Annotated in this window: 12 protein-coding genes and 1 pseudogene; 9 read left to right on the top strand and 4 right to left on the bottom strand. The window is 67.7% G+C overall.

Annotation, left to right across the window (positions count from 1 at the left end):
- The first annotated feature begins 154 nt into the window (after positions 1 to 154).
- From CSW63_RS19650 to CSW63_RS19645, 3 genes and pseudogenes are all read left to right on the top strand, one after another.
- Positions 155 to 1633 (top strand): M20 family peptidase, encoded by a 1479-nt coding sequence (locus tag CSW63_RS19650; RefSeq protein ID WP_062094212.1) that lies wholly within the window; start codon positions 155 to 157, stop codon positions 1631 to 1633.
- A gap of 29 nt (positions 1634 to 1662) precedes the next feature.
- A pseudogene (locus tag CSW63_RS23465) lies at positions 1663 to 1780 on the top strand (hypothetical protein); the annotation flags it as partial.
- An 89-nt stretch (positions 1781 to 1869) separates the two neighbouring features.
- Positions 1870 to 2979, top strand: a complete 1110-nt coding sequence (locus tag CSW63_RS19645; protein WP_062094211.1) for an aromatic ring-hydroxylating dioxygenase subunit alpha — start codon at positions 1870 to 1872, stop codon at positions 2977 to 2979.
- A 413-nt stretch (positions 2980 to 3392) separates the two neighbouring features.
- Here the strand turns inward: CSW63_RS19645 and CSW63_RS19640 are convergent, their stop codons facing one another.
- The gene (locus CSW63_RS19640) at positions 3393 to 3794 is read right to left on the bottom strand and encodes a hypothetical protein (protein WP_062094210.1); all 402 of its coding nucleotides are present in this window, start codon (positions 3792 to 3794) and stop codon (positions 3393 to 3395) included.
- 203 nt (positions 3795 to 3997) lie between these two features.
- Between CSW63_RS19640 and CSW63_RS19635 the strand changes: the two genes are divergently transcribed.
- Positions 3998 to 4519, top strand: a complete 522-nt coding sequence (locus tag CSW63_RS19635) for a type II CAAX prenyl endopeptidase Rce1 family protein (RefSeq protein ID WP_062094209.1) — start codon at positions 3998 to 4000, stop codon at positions 4517 to 4519.
- Positions 4520 to 4633: 114 nt separating this feature from the next.
- Here CSW63_RS19635 and CSW63_RS19630 read toward each other — a convergent pair whose 3' ends face one another.
- Entirely contained in the window at positions 4634 to 5206 is a 573-nt protein-coding gene (locus CSW63_RS19630) for an SH3 domain-containing protein (protein WP_168193695.1), read from the bottom strand.
- A gap of 317 nt (positions 5207 to 5523) precedes the next feature.
- Positions 5524 to 6150: a glutathione S-transferase family protein gene (locus CSW63_RS19625; RefSeq protein ID WP_099503063.1), complete on the bottom strand. Its 627-nt coding sequence runs from the start codon at positions 6148 to 6150 to the stop codon at positions 5524 to 5526.
- Between the two features lie 104 nt (positions 6151 to 6254).
- Here CSW63_RS19625 and CSW63_RS19620 point away from each other — a divergent pair, with 104 nt between their 5' ends.
- Both CSW63_RS19620 and CSW63_RS19615 read left to right on the top strand, forming a co-directional pair.
- Positions 6255 to 7949, top strand: a complete 1695-nt coding sequence (locus tag CSW63_RS19620; RefSeq protein ID WP_062094206.1) for an acyl-CoA dehydrogenase family protein — start codon at positions 6255 to 6257, stop codon at positions 7947 to 7949.
- 223 nt (positions 7950 to 8172) lie between these two features.
- Entirely contained in the window at positions 8173 to 9783 is a 1611-nt protein-coding gene (locus tag CSW63_RS19615) for a serine hydrolase (protein ID WP_062093535.1), read from the top strand.
- A 291-nt stretch (positions 9784 to 10074) separates the two neighbouring features.
- On the opposite strand, the gene ccrA is transcribed toward CSW63_RS19615, so the two are convergent.
- Positions 10075 to 11349, bottom strand: coding sequence for a crotonyl-CoA carboxylase/reductase (gene ccrA / locus CSW63_RS19610; protein ID WP_099503065.1), 1275 nt, complete (start codon positions 11347 to 11349; stop codon positions 10075 to 10077).
- A 254-nt stretch (positions 11350 to 11603) separates the two neighbouring features.
- Here ccrA and CSW63_RS19605 point away from each other — a divergent pair, with 254 nt between their 5' ends.
- The 3 genes from CSW63_RS19605 to CSW63_RS19595 all read left to right on the top strand — a co-directional run bounded on the left by CSW63_RS19605 (position 11604) and on the right by CSW63_RS19595 (position 14797).
- On the top strand, positions 11604 to 12335 hold the full coding sequence (locus tag CSW63_RS19605; protein WP_062099599.1) for an enoyl-CoA hydratase/isomerase family protein: 732 nt from the start codon (positions 11604 to 11606) through the stop codon (positions 12333 to 12335).
- A 20-nt stretch (positions 12336 to 12355) separates the two neighbouring features.
- A complete protein-coding gene (locus CSW63_RS19600) occupies positions 12356 to 12712 on the top strand; it encodes a hypothetical protein (protein WP_062099600.1) in 357 nt (118 codons plus the stop codon).
- A 96-nt stretch (positions 12713 to 12808) separates the two neighbouring features.
- Entirely contained in the window at positions 12809 to 14797 is a 1989-nt protein-coding gene (locus CSW63_RS19595) for a protein meaA (protein WP_062097674.1), read from the top strand.
- Positions 14798 to 14802: the final 5 nt, after the last annotated feature.

Below are 14802 nucleotides of genomic sequence, written 5' to 3'. Positions count from 1 at the left end.
AATTTCCTGGATCTGATCTGAAAAGGAACGGGGATTGAGCCCGCTTGCGTCGCCGCCCTGTGGATAACTTTCGCCGTGTCGCCGCCGCAGGGGCAGGATTGCCAGCCGCGCTCGCCGGTCGCACAGTCCCCGTCAAAGGTTCGGGGAGAGTGCCATGGGTATCGGGGGCAAGGTCGCGCTGACGGCCGTGGGATTGGTGCTGGCCGTGAGCGCCGTGGTGGCGGTGCGGACCGCGACATTCGAGGCGCCGGCCCAGGCCGATCCCGCCGCCGCCAGGCTGGCGCCGGCCCGGCCGGTCGACGTGGCCAAGGCTGCGGACCACCTGGCGCAGGCCATCCGCTTCCAGACCATCAGCCACCAGGACCGCGCCGAAGACCAGCCGGCCGAGTGGGACAAGCTGCACGCCTGGCTGCAGGCCACCTATCCGCTGGCCCACAAGGCCATGACCCGCGAGGTCGTGGGCGGCCATGGCCTGGTCTACACGTGGACCGGCTCGAACCCGGCCCTGCCGCCGATCGTGCTGATGGCCCACCAGGACGTGGTGCCGGTCACGCCCGGCAGCGAGGGGCAGTGGACCCACCCGCCCTTCGCCGGCGTCGTCGCCAATGGCAAGGTCTGGGGGCGCGGGGCGATCGACGACAAGGGCTCGCTGGTCACCATCTTCGAGGCGCTGGAGAGCGTGGCGGCGGGCGGCTTCAAGCCGGTCCGCACCATCATCATCGTCAGCGGTCATGACGAGGAGGTGCGTGGCGAGGGCGCCCGGGCGGCGGCGGCGCTTCTGAAGTCGCGCAACGTCAAGGCTCAGTTCGTGCTGGACGAGGGCATGGCGGTGGTCGCCGACCATCCGGTCACCGGCAAGCCGGCGGCCATCGTCGGCGTGGCCGAGAAGGGCTATGCGACCCTGAAGGTCACCGCCCCGGCCGTCGGCGGTCACTCCTCGGCCCCGCCCAAGGACGGCGGCGGCGTGGTCACCCTGGCCAAGGCGGTGCAGGCGATCCACGACAACCCCTTCCCGATGAAGTTCGAGGGGCCGGGCGCGGACATGCTGAAGGCGATCGCGCCCCACGCCTCGCCGGTGGTGAAGATCTTCGCGGCCAATACCTGGCTATTCTCGTCGCTGCTGGTGAACGTCACGGCCAAGAGCCCGGCGGGCGCGGCCATGCTGCACACCACCATCGCGCCGACGATGCTCAAGGGGTCTCCCAAGGAGAACGTCCTGCCGCAGGACGCCACCGCCTGGATCAACTACCGCATCGCGCCGGGCGACAGCTCCGACAAGGTGATGGCCAAGGCCAAGGAAGCGGTCGGCGACCTGCCCGTCGAATTGGCCTTCCAGGGCAACCGCAACGAGCCTTCGGCCGTGTCGTCGACCGAGTCCGAGGCCTGGAAGACCCTGGCGGGCCTGGCCGCCGACGAGAGCAAGGCCCCGGTCGTGCCGGGCCTCGTCACCGCCGGCACCGACAGCCGCTACATGGGCGGGGTCTCAAGCGACGTCTACCGCTTCCAGCCGCTGGTGCTGACCGTCGACGGCACCAAGGTGATCCACGGCACCGACGAGCACATCAGCCTGGACAATGTCGAGCGCATGGTGCGCTTCTATCAGCGCCTGGTGGAGACGGCGGGGTCGCGGTAGGGGGGCGGGCTGGCTGAAGTTCAAGCTCATTGCGGTGTCATCCCGGCCGCAGCGTAGCGGAGAGCCGGGACCCAGGGGCGACCGCACAGGGCGGGGCCCCTGGGTCCCGGATCGCCCCTGCGGGGCGTCCGGGATGACACGGTGTTTGGTTGCAGCAAACTTCAGTGTTTCCGAGCCGGCGTGACCCACTCAAAGTGTCGCAAAGCCGCAATCGAATTCAGTCATTCAGGGCAACCATGCCAGACGACGCCGCCTCCACCGCGAAAGCCAGACCCGCCCCCGCCGATACGTTCGGCGAGGGGTTCGTCTGGGACGCCTGGTACGTGGCGGCCATGTCGCCGGACCTGAAGCCGGGGACCAAGTCCAAGCGCGAGTATCTGGGCGAGCCGGTGCTGCTGGGCCGCACGCGCGGCGGCGAAGTCTACGCCATCCGCGACATCTGTCCCCACCGCGCCGCCGCCCTGTCGGCCGGCCGCCTGGTGCGCGAGGCCGACGGGACCGACAGCGTCGAGTGCCCCTATCACGGCTGGCGGTTCGGACCCGACGGCGCCTGCACCGCGATCCCGTCCCTGACCGCCGACAGCGACTTCGACATCGCCAAGGTGCGGGTGCGCCGCTATCCCACCGTCGAGGCGCAGGGCCTGGTGTGGATCTGGATGTCGTCCAACCCGCGCTTCGACGGGGAGCCGCCCGAGCCGCCGCCGGTGATCCCGGGCGTGGTGGGCGGCAAGCCGAAGCTGGTCGATTATCTGGACTACGACATCCATATCGACCACGCCGTGCTGGGCCTGATCGACCCGGCCCACGGCCCTTACGTCCATCAGCAGTGGTGGTGGCGCACCAAGACCAGCCAGCACGAGAAGAAGAAGTGCTTCGCGCCCAGCGAGGCCGGCTTCACCATGGTGCGGCACGAGCCGTCCAAGAACTCCAAGGCCTACGCCATCCTGGGCGGCGAGCCCCTGACCGAGATCACCTTCCGCCTGCCGGGCCTGCGCTGGGAGCATGTGACCGTGGGCGACAAGCAGGTGCTGGCCCTGTCGGCCATGACCCCGATCAACGCTCACAAGACCCGGATGAACCAGATCATGTGGTCGGATCACTGGGCGTTTACGGCGCTCTATCCGATCATCCGCATCGCCGCCCGCGCCTTCCTGCGCCAGGACGGCAAGATCGTCGAGAACCAGACGCCCGGCCTCAAGTGCAACCCGCCCCTGATGTGGGTGGGCGACGCCGACCAGCAGGCCCGCTGGTACCACCAGTGCAAGCGCGAATGGAACTTGAGCCGCCGCGAGGGCCGGCCGTTCGTCAATCCGGTCAAGGACCAGACGCTGCGCTGGCGGACGTGAGGGTTTCCTGAACCCGACCTCCCCGGCGAACGCCGGGGCCCAGATTCATCCGGGGCGGCTGGGGATGATGCGACATCACGCGGCGTCTGTTGGATAGATGCTGGTGGGCTCGATCTGGATCCCGGCGTTCGCCGGGAAGGTCGGCTTTATGGGGGGAGGTGGGAGACAGTTCGCGACCCAACTCTGACTTCCCAAACTCCCGTCATTCCCGCCCTTGTGGCGGGACCCCCTGGTTCAGTTGACACGTGAGACGCAAGCGGATCGCTGGCGATCCGCCCCTCCTGCACTTGCGGCGGATAGAGGGGTTCCCGCCACAAGGGCGGGAATGACGGAAATTATTGAGTGGTGGCAGAGGACAGCTCCCCACCCGTCGCGGCCTCCCAACGCGTCCGATTTGTGCGCGCTGACGACCGCTAAAATTTGCGCGCGCCTGGCTCAGCGACCAGTTGATGTTGATCTTGCCAAATGATTTCGCCCGGATCTCTCGTTGTCAGGAGATCGACGTGAACTCCGCAGGCCTCCAGAGCCAACTTCAGGCGATGCATCTGACGGATATGCTCAGTCGCTGCGGGTTTGAACCAGGATAGACCCGGCTGACCGCGACCCTTCCAGCCCCCTCGCGAGAACTGTCCAGGCACAGCTAGGTTCTTCTTAAACCAGCCATAGATCTCGCCGATTTCCTTGAGGGCCCATGCCGGCGCGAAATCGCTTTCTCGCGCATGATCGAGAGCTTGAAACAGTCCAAGCCGCTGCCGCTGAGATTCCACCGTCTGATAGCAGACGAACCGAATGTACGTGCGCGCCGGCGCGGCCATCCCCGTTTTCCAGTAGTGGAAGTTCGGAAGGGCTAGAGTATTGCCCTCCTCGGTTCAACCACACCAAGCCGAAGGTCTCCTTCCCACCCCGAACAGCCGATTTCAATGTCCGCTGCCGGGCCGGCCGCCGACCCATTGCCAGCGCTGGTCTATCCCATCATTCAGGGCGGGAATGACGGAGCTTGGCTGAGGTTCGGGAAGCGATGATGGCGCATAGTTTGGACCTCTACCGCCACCGCCTCCTCACCAGCCTGCGCACCCTGCCGACCGCGCGGCAGTGGCTGTTCTGCCTGATGGTCTCCGCCGTCACCCTGGCGACCATGACGATCATCGGCTTCTCGACCGGCCTCTATCACCTGACCCCGACCCAGCCGGGCCTGGCGCTGCGGGTGCTCACCGTGATCCTGATCCCGGCCCTGGGCGAGGAGCTGCCCTTCCGCGCCGTCCTGACGCCGGGGCCGGGCGAGGGGCGGCGGCCGTGGGTCGAGGTCGGGGGCGCCACCGGCCTCTATGTGCTGTGGCACGTGGTCGAGGCCCTGACCTTCCTGCCCAACGCCGCGCCGGTGTTCCTGCGGCCTGATTTCCTGCTGTGCTGCGCGGTGCTGGGGCTGGGCTGCGCGGTGACCAAGCGGGTGACCGGTTCGGTCTGGCCGGCGGTGCTGCTGCACTGGGCGCTGGTGGTGGTCTGGCAGACCTGGCTGGGCGGGGTCAGCGCGCTGGCCTGACCTGCGCCCACGAATGCGCCCACGAAAAAGCCCGCCCGGTCATGGGGGACCGGACGGGCTCTCTTCAAAGGCGCGGCCTGAGGGACGGAGCGGACGCGCCCCGAAACTCAAACCTTACGCCCGGTAGACGTAGGCGCTGGAGACGTAGCCGACGCCGACGCCGTCCTGGCCGACCAGGATCCACTTGCCGTCACCGGTGCGGCCCAGGGCCTGGAAGGTCGTGCCCGACTCCACCGCGCCCAGGCGTTCGCCCCGGGTGGAGGCGGCGGCCCGCAGGTTGACGGTCGAGCGGGCGACCATCTTCTTCTCGATCTTCACCAGCGGCGCGGCCTGGACCGTCTGGGCGTAGCGGTAGCCGCCCGACTTGTAGATCCCGCCGACCTCCTGGGCCGCGTCGGTCTTCTGCATCTTGCAGCCGACCAGCGAACCGGCGCCCGCGCCGACCACAGCGCCGATGGCCGTGCCCGTCCGCTGGTCGTTCTTGGCCAGGTTCGAGCCGGCCGCGGCGCCCAGGAGGGCCCCGACGACGGCGCCGATCTCCTGCTTCTTGCCCGAGGCCTTGCAGCCGACGACGCCGCCCAGCTTTTCGTCCATGGCGTGGGCGGCGGGCGCGGCGGTCATCGCCAGAGCGGTGGCGGCGGCGCCCAGGGTCAGGGTGATCGTCTTGATCTTAGTCGTGATGGTCATGATCTTGGTCCTTCGTCCCTTTGAAAATTCACCGGGGTCAGCAACCCCGTGAGACGCACCATGGCAGGACCAAGCTGAACGGTTGCGCGGACCGCTCTGGCAGATTTCGTTCATGTTGGATTTTTTTCGAGGAGGGGGACGTTCGTGCGCCGCCAATCCCTCCCCCTGGATGGGGGAGGGCAGGGTGGGGGTGATGCGGCGTCAGAGGCTTGTCGCGGGCTTAGCCGCCGCAGGTCACCCCCATACCCGACCCTTCCCCCATCCAGGGGGAAGGGGGAAATCGCGAGGGCGCAGGACTTCTCTCAGGCCCCCAGGTCTCAAGCCCCCAGCGCGTAGGGCCCGCCCTTGTCGAGCGCGGTCTTCCAGGCCGGGCGGGCGTGCATGCGGCCGATCCAGGCGGCCATGTTCGGATAGTCGGCCAGCTTGCCCATGGCCTTGGCGACCTCGGGCACGAAGCTCATCTGGATGTCGGCGCCGGTGAGGCTGTCGCCCACGAAGAACTCACGGCCGGCCAGGCTCTGGTCGACATACGACAGGTGGTTGGCGATCTCGGACTGGATGCGCGGGTGCAGCGGCGCGCCGGCCTCGCCCAGGCGGCCGACATACATGTTGAGCATCAGCGGCAGCATGGCCGAGCCCTCGGCGTAGTGCAGCCACTGCTGGTAGCGGTCATAGTCGGCGCTGGCCGCGTCCGGGGCCAGGCGACCGCCGCCGTGGCGACGGATCACGTAGTCGATGATCGCGCCGGACTCGATGACGACGAGATCGCCGTCCTGGATCACCGGCGACTTGCCGAGCGGGTGGACGTCGGTCAGCGACGGCGGCGCCAGGCGGGTTTGCCGATCGCGCTTGTGCTGGACGATCTCGTAGGGGAGCGACAGCTCCTCCAGAAGCCACAGGATCCGCTGCGAGCGCGACTCGTTGAGGTGGTGGACCTTGAGCACGTTTCATCCCCTATTTTGTGGTTATGCTGCATTGCGGCATTGCTCGCAGGTGCGAAAAGAGCCACAGTGAAAGAAAACAACTGTTTGGGCGCGGGGAGCAAGCCATGACCGACACGGTCGCCGAGAAGACCAACGAGACTCTCATCCTGGCCGGCCTGACGGGCCTGTTGCGCGAGGCCGCCGACGCGGCGGGGCTGTTCGTGGCGGAGGCCAAACCGGCGGTCCTGGCGCACATTGCGCCAAATGGCGGCAAGGTCGACCGCAAGCTCGCCGACGTCCACCAGCACCGCGTTCACGGCTATGGCTGGTACGCTTCCTACGCCGAGCTGATGAACCAGGTCGCCGGCTGGGCCGAGCGGCTGGAGGCTGAAGGCCGCTTTGGCGAGATCGAGGCCCTGCTGGCCCAGCTCCTGTTCTCCGAATACTGCGCCCAGTTGGTCGGCGGCATCCCGATGAACCAGGGCGAGATCGTCCGCCCGGCGCATCTGGTCGAGGACCGTGCGGTGCTGAACCGCCTCTATTCCAACGGCCTGATGAAGCTGATGGTCGAGGGCGGGACCCAGGCCGTGAAGGCCCGCATCGCCCAGCGCCTGGCCGAGGCCCGTGGTCGCTCGACCCTGGAGCAGACCGGTCTCGACGAGACGTTCGAGATGATCCGCGACCAGTTCCACGCCTTCGCCGAGGAGAAGGTCACGCCCTTCGCCCACGAGTGGCACCTGAAGGACGAGCTGATCCCGCTGGAGCTGGTGCAGGAGCTGGGCGAGCTGGGCGTGTTCGGCCTGACCATCCCCGAAGAGTTCGGCGGCAGCGGCATGGGCAAGACCGCCATGTGCGTGGTTTCTGAGGAGCTGTCGCGCGCCTGGATCGGCGTCGGCTCGCTGGCCACCCGCTCGGAGATCGCCGGCGAGCTGATCCTGACCGGCGGCACCGACGCTCAGAAGGAATACTGGCTGCCCAAGATCGCCAGCGCGGAGATTCTGCCGACCGCCGTCTTCACCGAGCCGAACACGGGGTCGGACCTTGGCGCCCTGCGCACGCGGGCCGAGCTGAAGGGCGACCAGTATGTGGTGACCGGGAACAAGACCTGGATCACCCACGCCGCCCGCGCCGACGTGATGACCCTTTTGCTCCGCACCGATCCGGCCACCACCGACTATCGCGGCCTGTCGATGCTGCTGGCGCCCAAGCCGCGCGGCACGGACGAAAACCCCTTCCCCGCCGAGGGCATGAGCGGCGGCGAGATCGGCGTGATCGGCTATCGCGGCATGAAGGAATACGAGCTGGGCTTCGACGGCTTCACCGTGCCGGCGCAGAACCTCTTGGGCGGCGTGCCCGGCCAGGGCTTCAAGCAGCTGATGGCCACCTTCGAGAGCGCCCGCATCCAGACCGCCGCTCGCGCCGTGGGTGTCGCCCAGGCGGCGCTGGAGGTTGGCCTGTCCTACGCGCTGGACCGCAAGCAGTTCGGCCAGCCGATCTTCGACTTCCCCCGCGTCCACAACAAGCTGGCCATGATGGCCGCCGAGATCATGGGCGTGCGGCAGCTGACCTATTTCGCCGCCCGCCAGAAGGACGAGGGCAAGCGCTGCGACCTCGAAGCCGGCATGGCCAAGCTGATCGCCGCCCGCGTCGCCTGGGCCGCCGCCGACAACGCCCTGCAGATTCATGGCGGCAACGGCTTTGCGATGGAATACGCCGCCAGCCGCCTGCTGGCCGACGCGCGGATCCTCAACATCTTCGAGGGGGCGGGGGAGATCCAGGCCCAGGTCATCGCGCGGCGCCTGCTGGACGGCGGGAACTGAGACCCGGGCGGGCTCCCTCTCTCTTTGAGAGAGGGTTGGGGTGAGAGGTTGCGACGCTCGACGGCGTGCCGGCACGTCGGGTGACGCCCAAACCTCTCACCCTCCCACCGCTTCGCGGCGGGCCCCTCCCTCTCTCAAAGAGAGAGGGATCTTGAGGCGCTTGCGCCCTTGTCCGCCGCTGGAGCATCAGCTTAGCCTCGCGTCCTCATCCGAAGGACGCCCCATGCTGACCACCACCCGCCGCGCCGCCCTGATCTCGGGTCTCGCCACCACCGGCCTGGCGGCGTTCGGAAGCAGAGCCTTCGCGCAAGAGACCGGCGCGGTCGGGGCCGCTGTCGACAGGTTCGCCCAGGAGGTGATGGCGGCGTTCCCCGACCAGCCGGGCCTGGGGATCACCGTGGTCGAGAACGGCCAGATCACCTTGGCCAAGGGCTATGGCGTCAAGGCGCTGGGCGGCCAGGACCGCTGCGACGCCAATACGATCTTCGGCATCGCCTCCAACACCAAGGCCATGACCGCCGCCCTTCTGGCCATGCTGGTCGACGAGGGACGGGTCGAGTGGGACGCGCCGGTCACGAAGTATCTGCCGGACTTCCAGATGAAGGATCCGATCGTCACCAAGCTGCTGACGGTGCGTGACCTTTTGGTCCACCGTAGCGGCCTGAGCCTGGGCGCCGGGGACCTGATGATCTGGCCGGCGCCCACCCACACCCGGGCCGAGATCGTGGCGGGCCTGAAGCACCTGCCGATCAGCGGGCAGTTCCGGGGCGGCTACGCCTATGACAACGTCCTCTATGTCGTCGCCGGGGCGGTGATCGAGGCGGTGACTGGCCAGACCTGGGAGCAGGTGATCAAGGCGCGAATCTTCGACCCGCTGGCGATGACCAACACCGTCTCCAGCCCGCGCCTTGTCGACCAGTCCCGCCGCGCCCTGCCGCATGCGCGCCTCGGGCCGCCGGTGCGGGGGCTGGGGCCGCAGAAGGTGCTGCCGTTCGACGCCAGCTTCGACGCGGCGGGGCCTGCGGGCGGGGTCAATTCCTGTCCCGCCGACATCGGCAAGTGGATGCAGGCGCAGCTGGGCCTCGGCGTCGCGGCCGATGGCAAGCGCCTGTGGAGCGAAGCCCAGGCCCGTGAGATGTGGAAGCCGCAGACCATCACCAGCTGGTCGGATGGTCCGTCCAACGAGAACCCCGCGCGGCCGTCGCTTCAGGCCTATGCCCTGGGCTGGTACGTGCAGGATCACCGGGGCGAGCGGCTGCTGTGGCACACCGGCGGTCTGGCGGGCTTCATCTCCTATACGGGCCTGCTGCCCGGTCGGAAGTCGGGCATCATGGTGATGACCAACGCCGAGGAGAACCCGGTGCTACGGTCGCTGCGTTTCGGAGGACCGGACCGGCTGCAGGGCCGCAGCGACTTCGACTGGATCGCCTCGTCCAAGCGCGTCCAGGCCGAGGCCGACGCCCGGACGATCAAGGACGCTGCGGCGGCGACCACGCCCAAGGGCGGCGGCGCCTCGCCCAGCCTGCCGCTCGAGGCCTATGCCGGGGTCTATCGCGATCCCTGGTACGGCACGGTGACGATCAGCGTCACAGGGAAGGGCAAGAAGAAGGGGCTCTATGTCTCGTTCGACAAGACCCCGCTGCTGCGCGGCAGGCTCGCGCCGTTCGACGGCGAGACCTTCATCACCACCTTCGAGGACCGCACCCAGGAAGACGCGTTCTTCACCTTCGACCTCAAGGACGGCAAGGCGGTCTCGGCCCTGGTCAAGGCGGTCTCGCCGTTGGCCGACTTCAGCTACGACTACCACGACCTGCGGCTGACGCGGGAAGGGTAGCGGCGGACGGCGCGGGCCAAGCTCGCAATCGATAGATCATCCAAAGCGTGTCATCCCGGCCGAAGCGCCGGGACCCAGGAGCGGGCGCAGTGCGTTGGCCCCTGGGTCCCGGATAAGCCCTTCGGGCTTTCCGGGATGACACGGATTGATGCTCTAGAGCGTGAGGCCGAAAGTGGGAACCGGTTTCGGCTATTCTCACGCTCTAAGTATTTGATTTAGAGCCTTTTTAACGCCTGAAATCGATTCCGATTTCAGGCTAAAGGCTCTAGGCGTACAAGGTCTCAACGCGCCTCAGCGCTCCCCGCTCAGTTCCTGCACTTCCTCGAAGGTGCGCAGGCCCGGGCGCTGGGCGCAGACCAGTACGGCCATGTTGCCGGGGAGATGCTGGTTGGCCAGCATCTTCTCGTGCGCGGCCGGGATCTGGTCCCAGGGGAACACTTCCGACAGGCACGGGTCGACGCGGCGGTCGACGACCAACTGGTTGGCGGCGCTGGCCTGCATCAGGTTGGCGAAGTGGCTGCCCTGGACGCGCTTCTGGCGCATCCACAGGAAGCGGGCGTCCATGGTCAGGTTGAAGCCCGAGGTGCCGGCGCAGATCACGACCATGCCGCCGCGCTTGACCAGGAACACCGACACCGGGAAGGTCTGCTCGCCAGGGTGCTCGAACACCATGTCGACGTCCTTGTTGCCGGTGATCTGCCAGATCGCCTTACCGAACTTGCGGCTTTCCTTCATGTAGTCGTTGAACTCGGGGCCGTTCACCTTCGGCAGCTGGCCCCAGCAGTTGAACTCCTTGCGGTTCAGCACCGCCTTGGCGCCCATCGACAGCACGAATTCGCGCTTGTCGTCATCGCTGACCACGCCGATGGCGTTGGCGCCGGCGACGGCGGCCAGCTGGGTGGCGAAGACGCCAAGACCGCCCGAGGCGCCCCAGACCAGCACGTTTTGGCCGGGCTTCAGCTCGTGCGGCTTGTGGCCGAACAGCATCCGGTAGGCGGTCGCCAGGGTCAGGGTGTAGCAGGCGGCCTCTTCCCAGGTCAGGTGCTTGGGGCGCGGCAGCAATTGTCGCGATTGGACCCGGCAGAACTGGGCGAAGCTGCCGTCCGGCGTCTCATAGCCCCAGATGCGCTGGCTGGACGAGAACATCGGGTCGCCGCCGTTGCACTCCTCGTCGTCGCCGTCGTCCTGGTTACAGTGGATGACGACCTCATCGCCCAGCTTCCACCGCTTCACCTTGGCCCCGACCCTCCAGACGATGCCCGAGGCGTCGGACCCGGCGATATGGTAGGGTTGCTTGTGGCCGTCCAGCGGGCTGATCGGCTCGCCCAGCGCGGCCCAGACGCCGTTGTAATTGACGCCGGCGGCCATCACGAGGACCAGAACCTCGTCCTCGCCGATCTCCCAGGTGGGCACCACCTCGACCTGCATGGCGGTGGAGGGCTTGCCATGGCGCTCCTTGCGGATGCTCCAGGCGTACATGTTTTTCGGCACGTGGAAGGCCGGCGGGATCTCACCGATCTCGTACAGGTCCTTCAGCTCGGTCTTCTCAAGCGTCTGAATCGTCATCTCACTCCCCGTCCTTCCGCGCTGCAACAACGCGCAAAGGTCAAACTCGGCTGCGCTGCCCGGCGGTCGAAACGCGAAAAAGTTCCGCCGCAGGGTCGTTTTTGGGCTCCGGGCGCAAAATTGATCCCGGAATGCCCCTACGCTGAGACAAGTGTTTAAACCTGGCAAGCAGAATCTTTGTGCGCCGCAACATCGGGGCGGACTCTCGCAGGGGGAAGGTTGCGGCGCGCGGCGCGGCGGGCCACGCTGGCGGCATGATCCACCTGTCCCACCCCGAGGCCGGCGTTGCTCTGGTCGAACTCGACGTCGCGCCGGCCAATGTCCTGGCCATGGCCGAGCGCGTCCGCCTTCTGGACGCCTTCGCGCAGATCGAGGCGGACCGCGCGGTGCGGGTCGCGATCCTCGCTGGCCGCCACGGCGCCTTCTGCACTGGCGACGACCTGGCCGAGTCGCTGTCGCGCGACGTCCCGACCCAGACCGCCGCCATCCTGAACTTCCTGGACATGTGCGACCGCATCGCCGCTGTCCGCGTGCCTGTCATCGCCGCCGTCGACGGTTGGTGCATCGGCGGCGGACTGGAGCTGGCCCTGGCCTGCGACATCCGCCTGGCCGGAACGCGCGCCAGCTTCGCCTGCTCGGCGGTGCGGATGGGCCTGACCGCCTCGGCCGACCGCCTGACGCGTCTGGTCGGCGAGAGCCGCGCCAAGCCGCACCTCCTGACCGGCGCCCCGTTCGACGCGGCCCGCGCCCTGGCCGACGGGATCGTGGCCGAGGTTCACCCGTCGGAAGGGCTGCTGCCGGCGGCGCTGGATATGGCCCGCGTCATCGCCTCGCGCGCTCCGCTGGCGATCGAGGCGACCAAGCGGGTGGCGTCAGGCGTGTCAGAGACCGGTGGCGAGATCCCGGCTCTGGCGGCCTCAGGGGACCACGCCGAAGCGCGGGCGGCGTTCATGGCCAAGCGGCCGGCGGTGTTTACGGGGCGGTGATCGGCGCCTAGCTTCCCGCCATGACCACGCCTCCGCCTTCGTCGTTCAAGCCCATCGTTCTCACCGACGCGCAAGGTGTCGCGTTCCTCGAGCGCCATCCCGCGACGAATAAGGTCGTGACGACGCCCGCGGAGGCGGGGCTGATCGAGACGGCGCTGCACTTCCAAGATGGCGCGGCCGTGCCTCCGGACGATGAGTGGACGATGCCGAACGCCAACGTTCCCCAAGATCGTGAAGCCGACCTGCGTTTCGAGAACACCGGCCATGCGCCGCCGCTCGGCTTTTGGGTGACCCACCCTGATATCCTCGCCTGGACGACCTCGGCCCTCGAAGACGCGCACGAGGACTGGTGGGTTGAGGTCTGGCTGAAGCGCTAGGGCTTTCATTCGCATCCGCGAAATCCATATTGCGCCGCAGCAAATCCCGGCTCATGATCGGCGATAACAAGAACCAAAAAACGCCGGGAGTTCGTCATGTCCGCCAAGCCGTATCAGCACGCGCCCGATCCGCCGTGGATCTTCCGCACCTATGCCGGCCACTCGACGGCGGAGAAGTCGAACGCGCTCTATCGGGCGAACCTCGCCAAGGGGCAGACGGGCCTGTCGGTGGCCTTCGACCTGCCCACCCAGACCGGCTACGACCCGGATCACATCCTGGCGCGGGGCGAGGTCGGCAAGGTCGGGGTGCCGATCAGCCACCTGGGCGACATGCGCCAGCTCTTCAGCGAGATCCCGCTGGAGAAGATGAACACCTCCATGACCATCAACGCCCCGGCGGCGTGGCTCCTGGCCATGTACGTGGCGCTGGCCGACGAGCAGGGCGCCGACCGCAAGCTCTTGCAGGGCACCACCCAGAACGACCTGATCAAGGAGTACCTCTCGCGCGGCACCTACATCTTCCCGCCGGGTCCGTCCTTGAGGCTGATCGGCGACATGATCGCCTGGTGCTATCGCGAGGTTCCCAAGTGGAACCCGATGAACGTCTGCAGCTACCACCTGCAGGAGGCGGGCGCGACACCGGAGCAGGAGCTGGCCTTCGCCCTGGCCACCGCGATCTCGGTGCTCGATACGGTCAAGGCCGGCGGCCAAGTGCCCGACGAGGACTTCGAGATCGTCGCCTCGCGGATCAGCTTCTTCGTCAACGCCGGCGTGCGGTTCGTCACCGAGCTGTGCAAGATGCGGTCGTTCACCAAGCTGTGGGACCAGATCCTGCTGGAGCGCTACGGCGTGCAGGACAAGAAGGCCCGCCGCTTCCGCTATGGGGTGCAGGTCAACAGCCTGGGCCTGACCGAGCAGCAGCCCGAGAATAACGTCTACCGCATTCTGATCGAGGCCCTGGCCGTCACGCTCAGCAAGGACGCCCGCTGCCGAGCCTTGCAGCTGCCGGCCTGGAACGAGGCCCTGGGCCTGCCGCGCCCGTTCGACCAGCAGTGGTCGCTGCGCCTGCAGCAGGTGCTGGCCTATGAGACCGACCTGCTGGAGTACGAAGACCTGTTCGACGGCAGCCACGTCGTCGAGGCCAAGGTCGCCGAACTGTCGAAGGGCGCGCTGGAGCAACTGGCCCTGATCGACGAGATGGGCGGCGCCGCGAGCGCCATCGACTACATGAAGTCCGAGCTCGTCGCCTCCAACGCCAAGCGGGTGCGCGCGGTCGAGACCGGGGAAATGACCGTGGTCGGCGTCAACCGCTGGACCGAGACCGAAGCCTCGCCGCTGTCGGCGGGCGAAGGGGCGATCGAGACCGTCGATCCGCGCCTGGAAGCCGAGGTCGTCACCCGCATCAAGGCCTGGCGCGAGGCCCGTGACGCCGCGGCCGTCGAGGCTGCGCTGACCGAGCTGAAGGCCGCCGCGCGCGAGGGCCGCAACGTCATGGAGCCCTCGATCGCCGCCGCCAAGGCCGGCGTCACCACCGGCGAGTGGTCCGGCGCTCTGCGCGAGGTGTTCGGCGAATATCGCGGCCCGACCGGCGTCGCCGTCGTCGTCTCGACCAACGAAGCCGAGGATGTCGAGGCGGTGAAGCGCGAGGTCGAGCGGGTCTCGCAGATGCTGGGCCGCACCCTGACCTACCTCGTCGGCAAGCCCGGCCTGGACGGTCACTCCAACGGCGCCGAACAGATCGCCACCCGCGCCCGCGCCTGCGGCATGGAGGTGGTCTATGACGGCATCCGCTCGACGCCGGAAGAGATCGTCCGCCGGGCCAAGGAAAGCCGCGCCCATGTGGTGGGGCTGTCGATCCTGTCGGGCTCGCACCTTGACCTGGTGCAGGAGGTGATCCGGGTGATGCGCGCCGAGGGCCTGGGCGACATCCCGGTCGTGGCCGGCGGCATCATCCCGCCCGACGACGCGCTGATCCTGAAACAGATGGGCGTGGCGCGGATCTACACGCCCAAGGACTTCAAGATCACGCAGATCATGGGCGACGTCGTGAAGCTGGTGGAGTCCACGGCGCTGGCCGAGGCGTGACAAGC

Origin of the sequence: Caulobacter sp. FWC26 (assembly GCF_002742645.2) — a bacterium.
GTDB lineage: Bacteria > Pseudomonadota > Alphaproteobacteria > Caulobacterales > Caulobacteraceae > Caulobacter.
The sequence above is the reverse complement of the archived record's forward strand: the minus strand, read 5'-3'. Positions and strand labels throughout refer to the sequence as shown.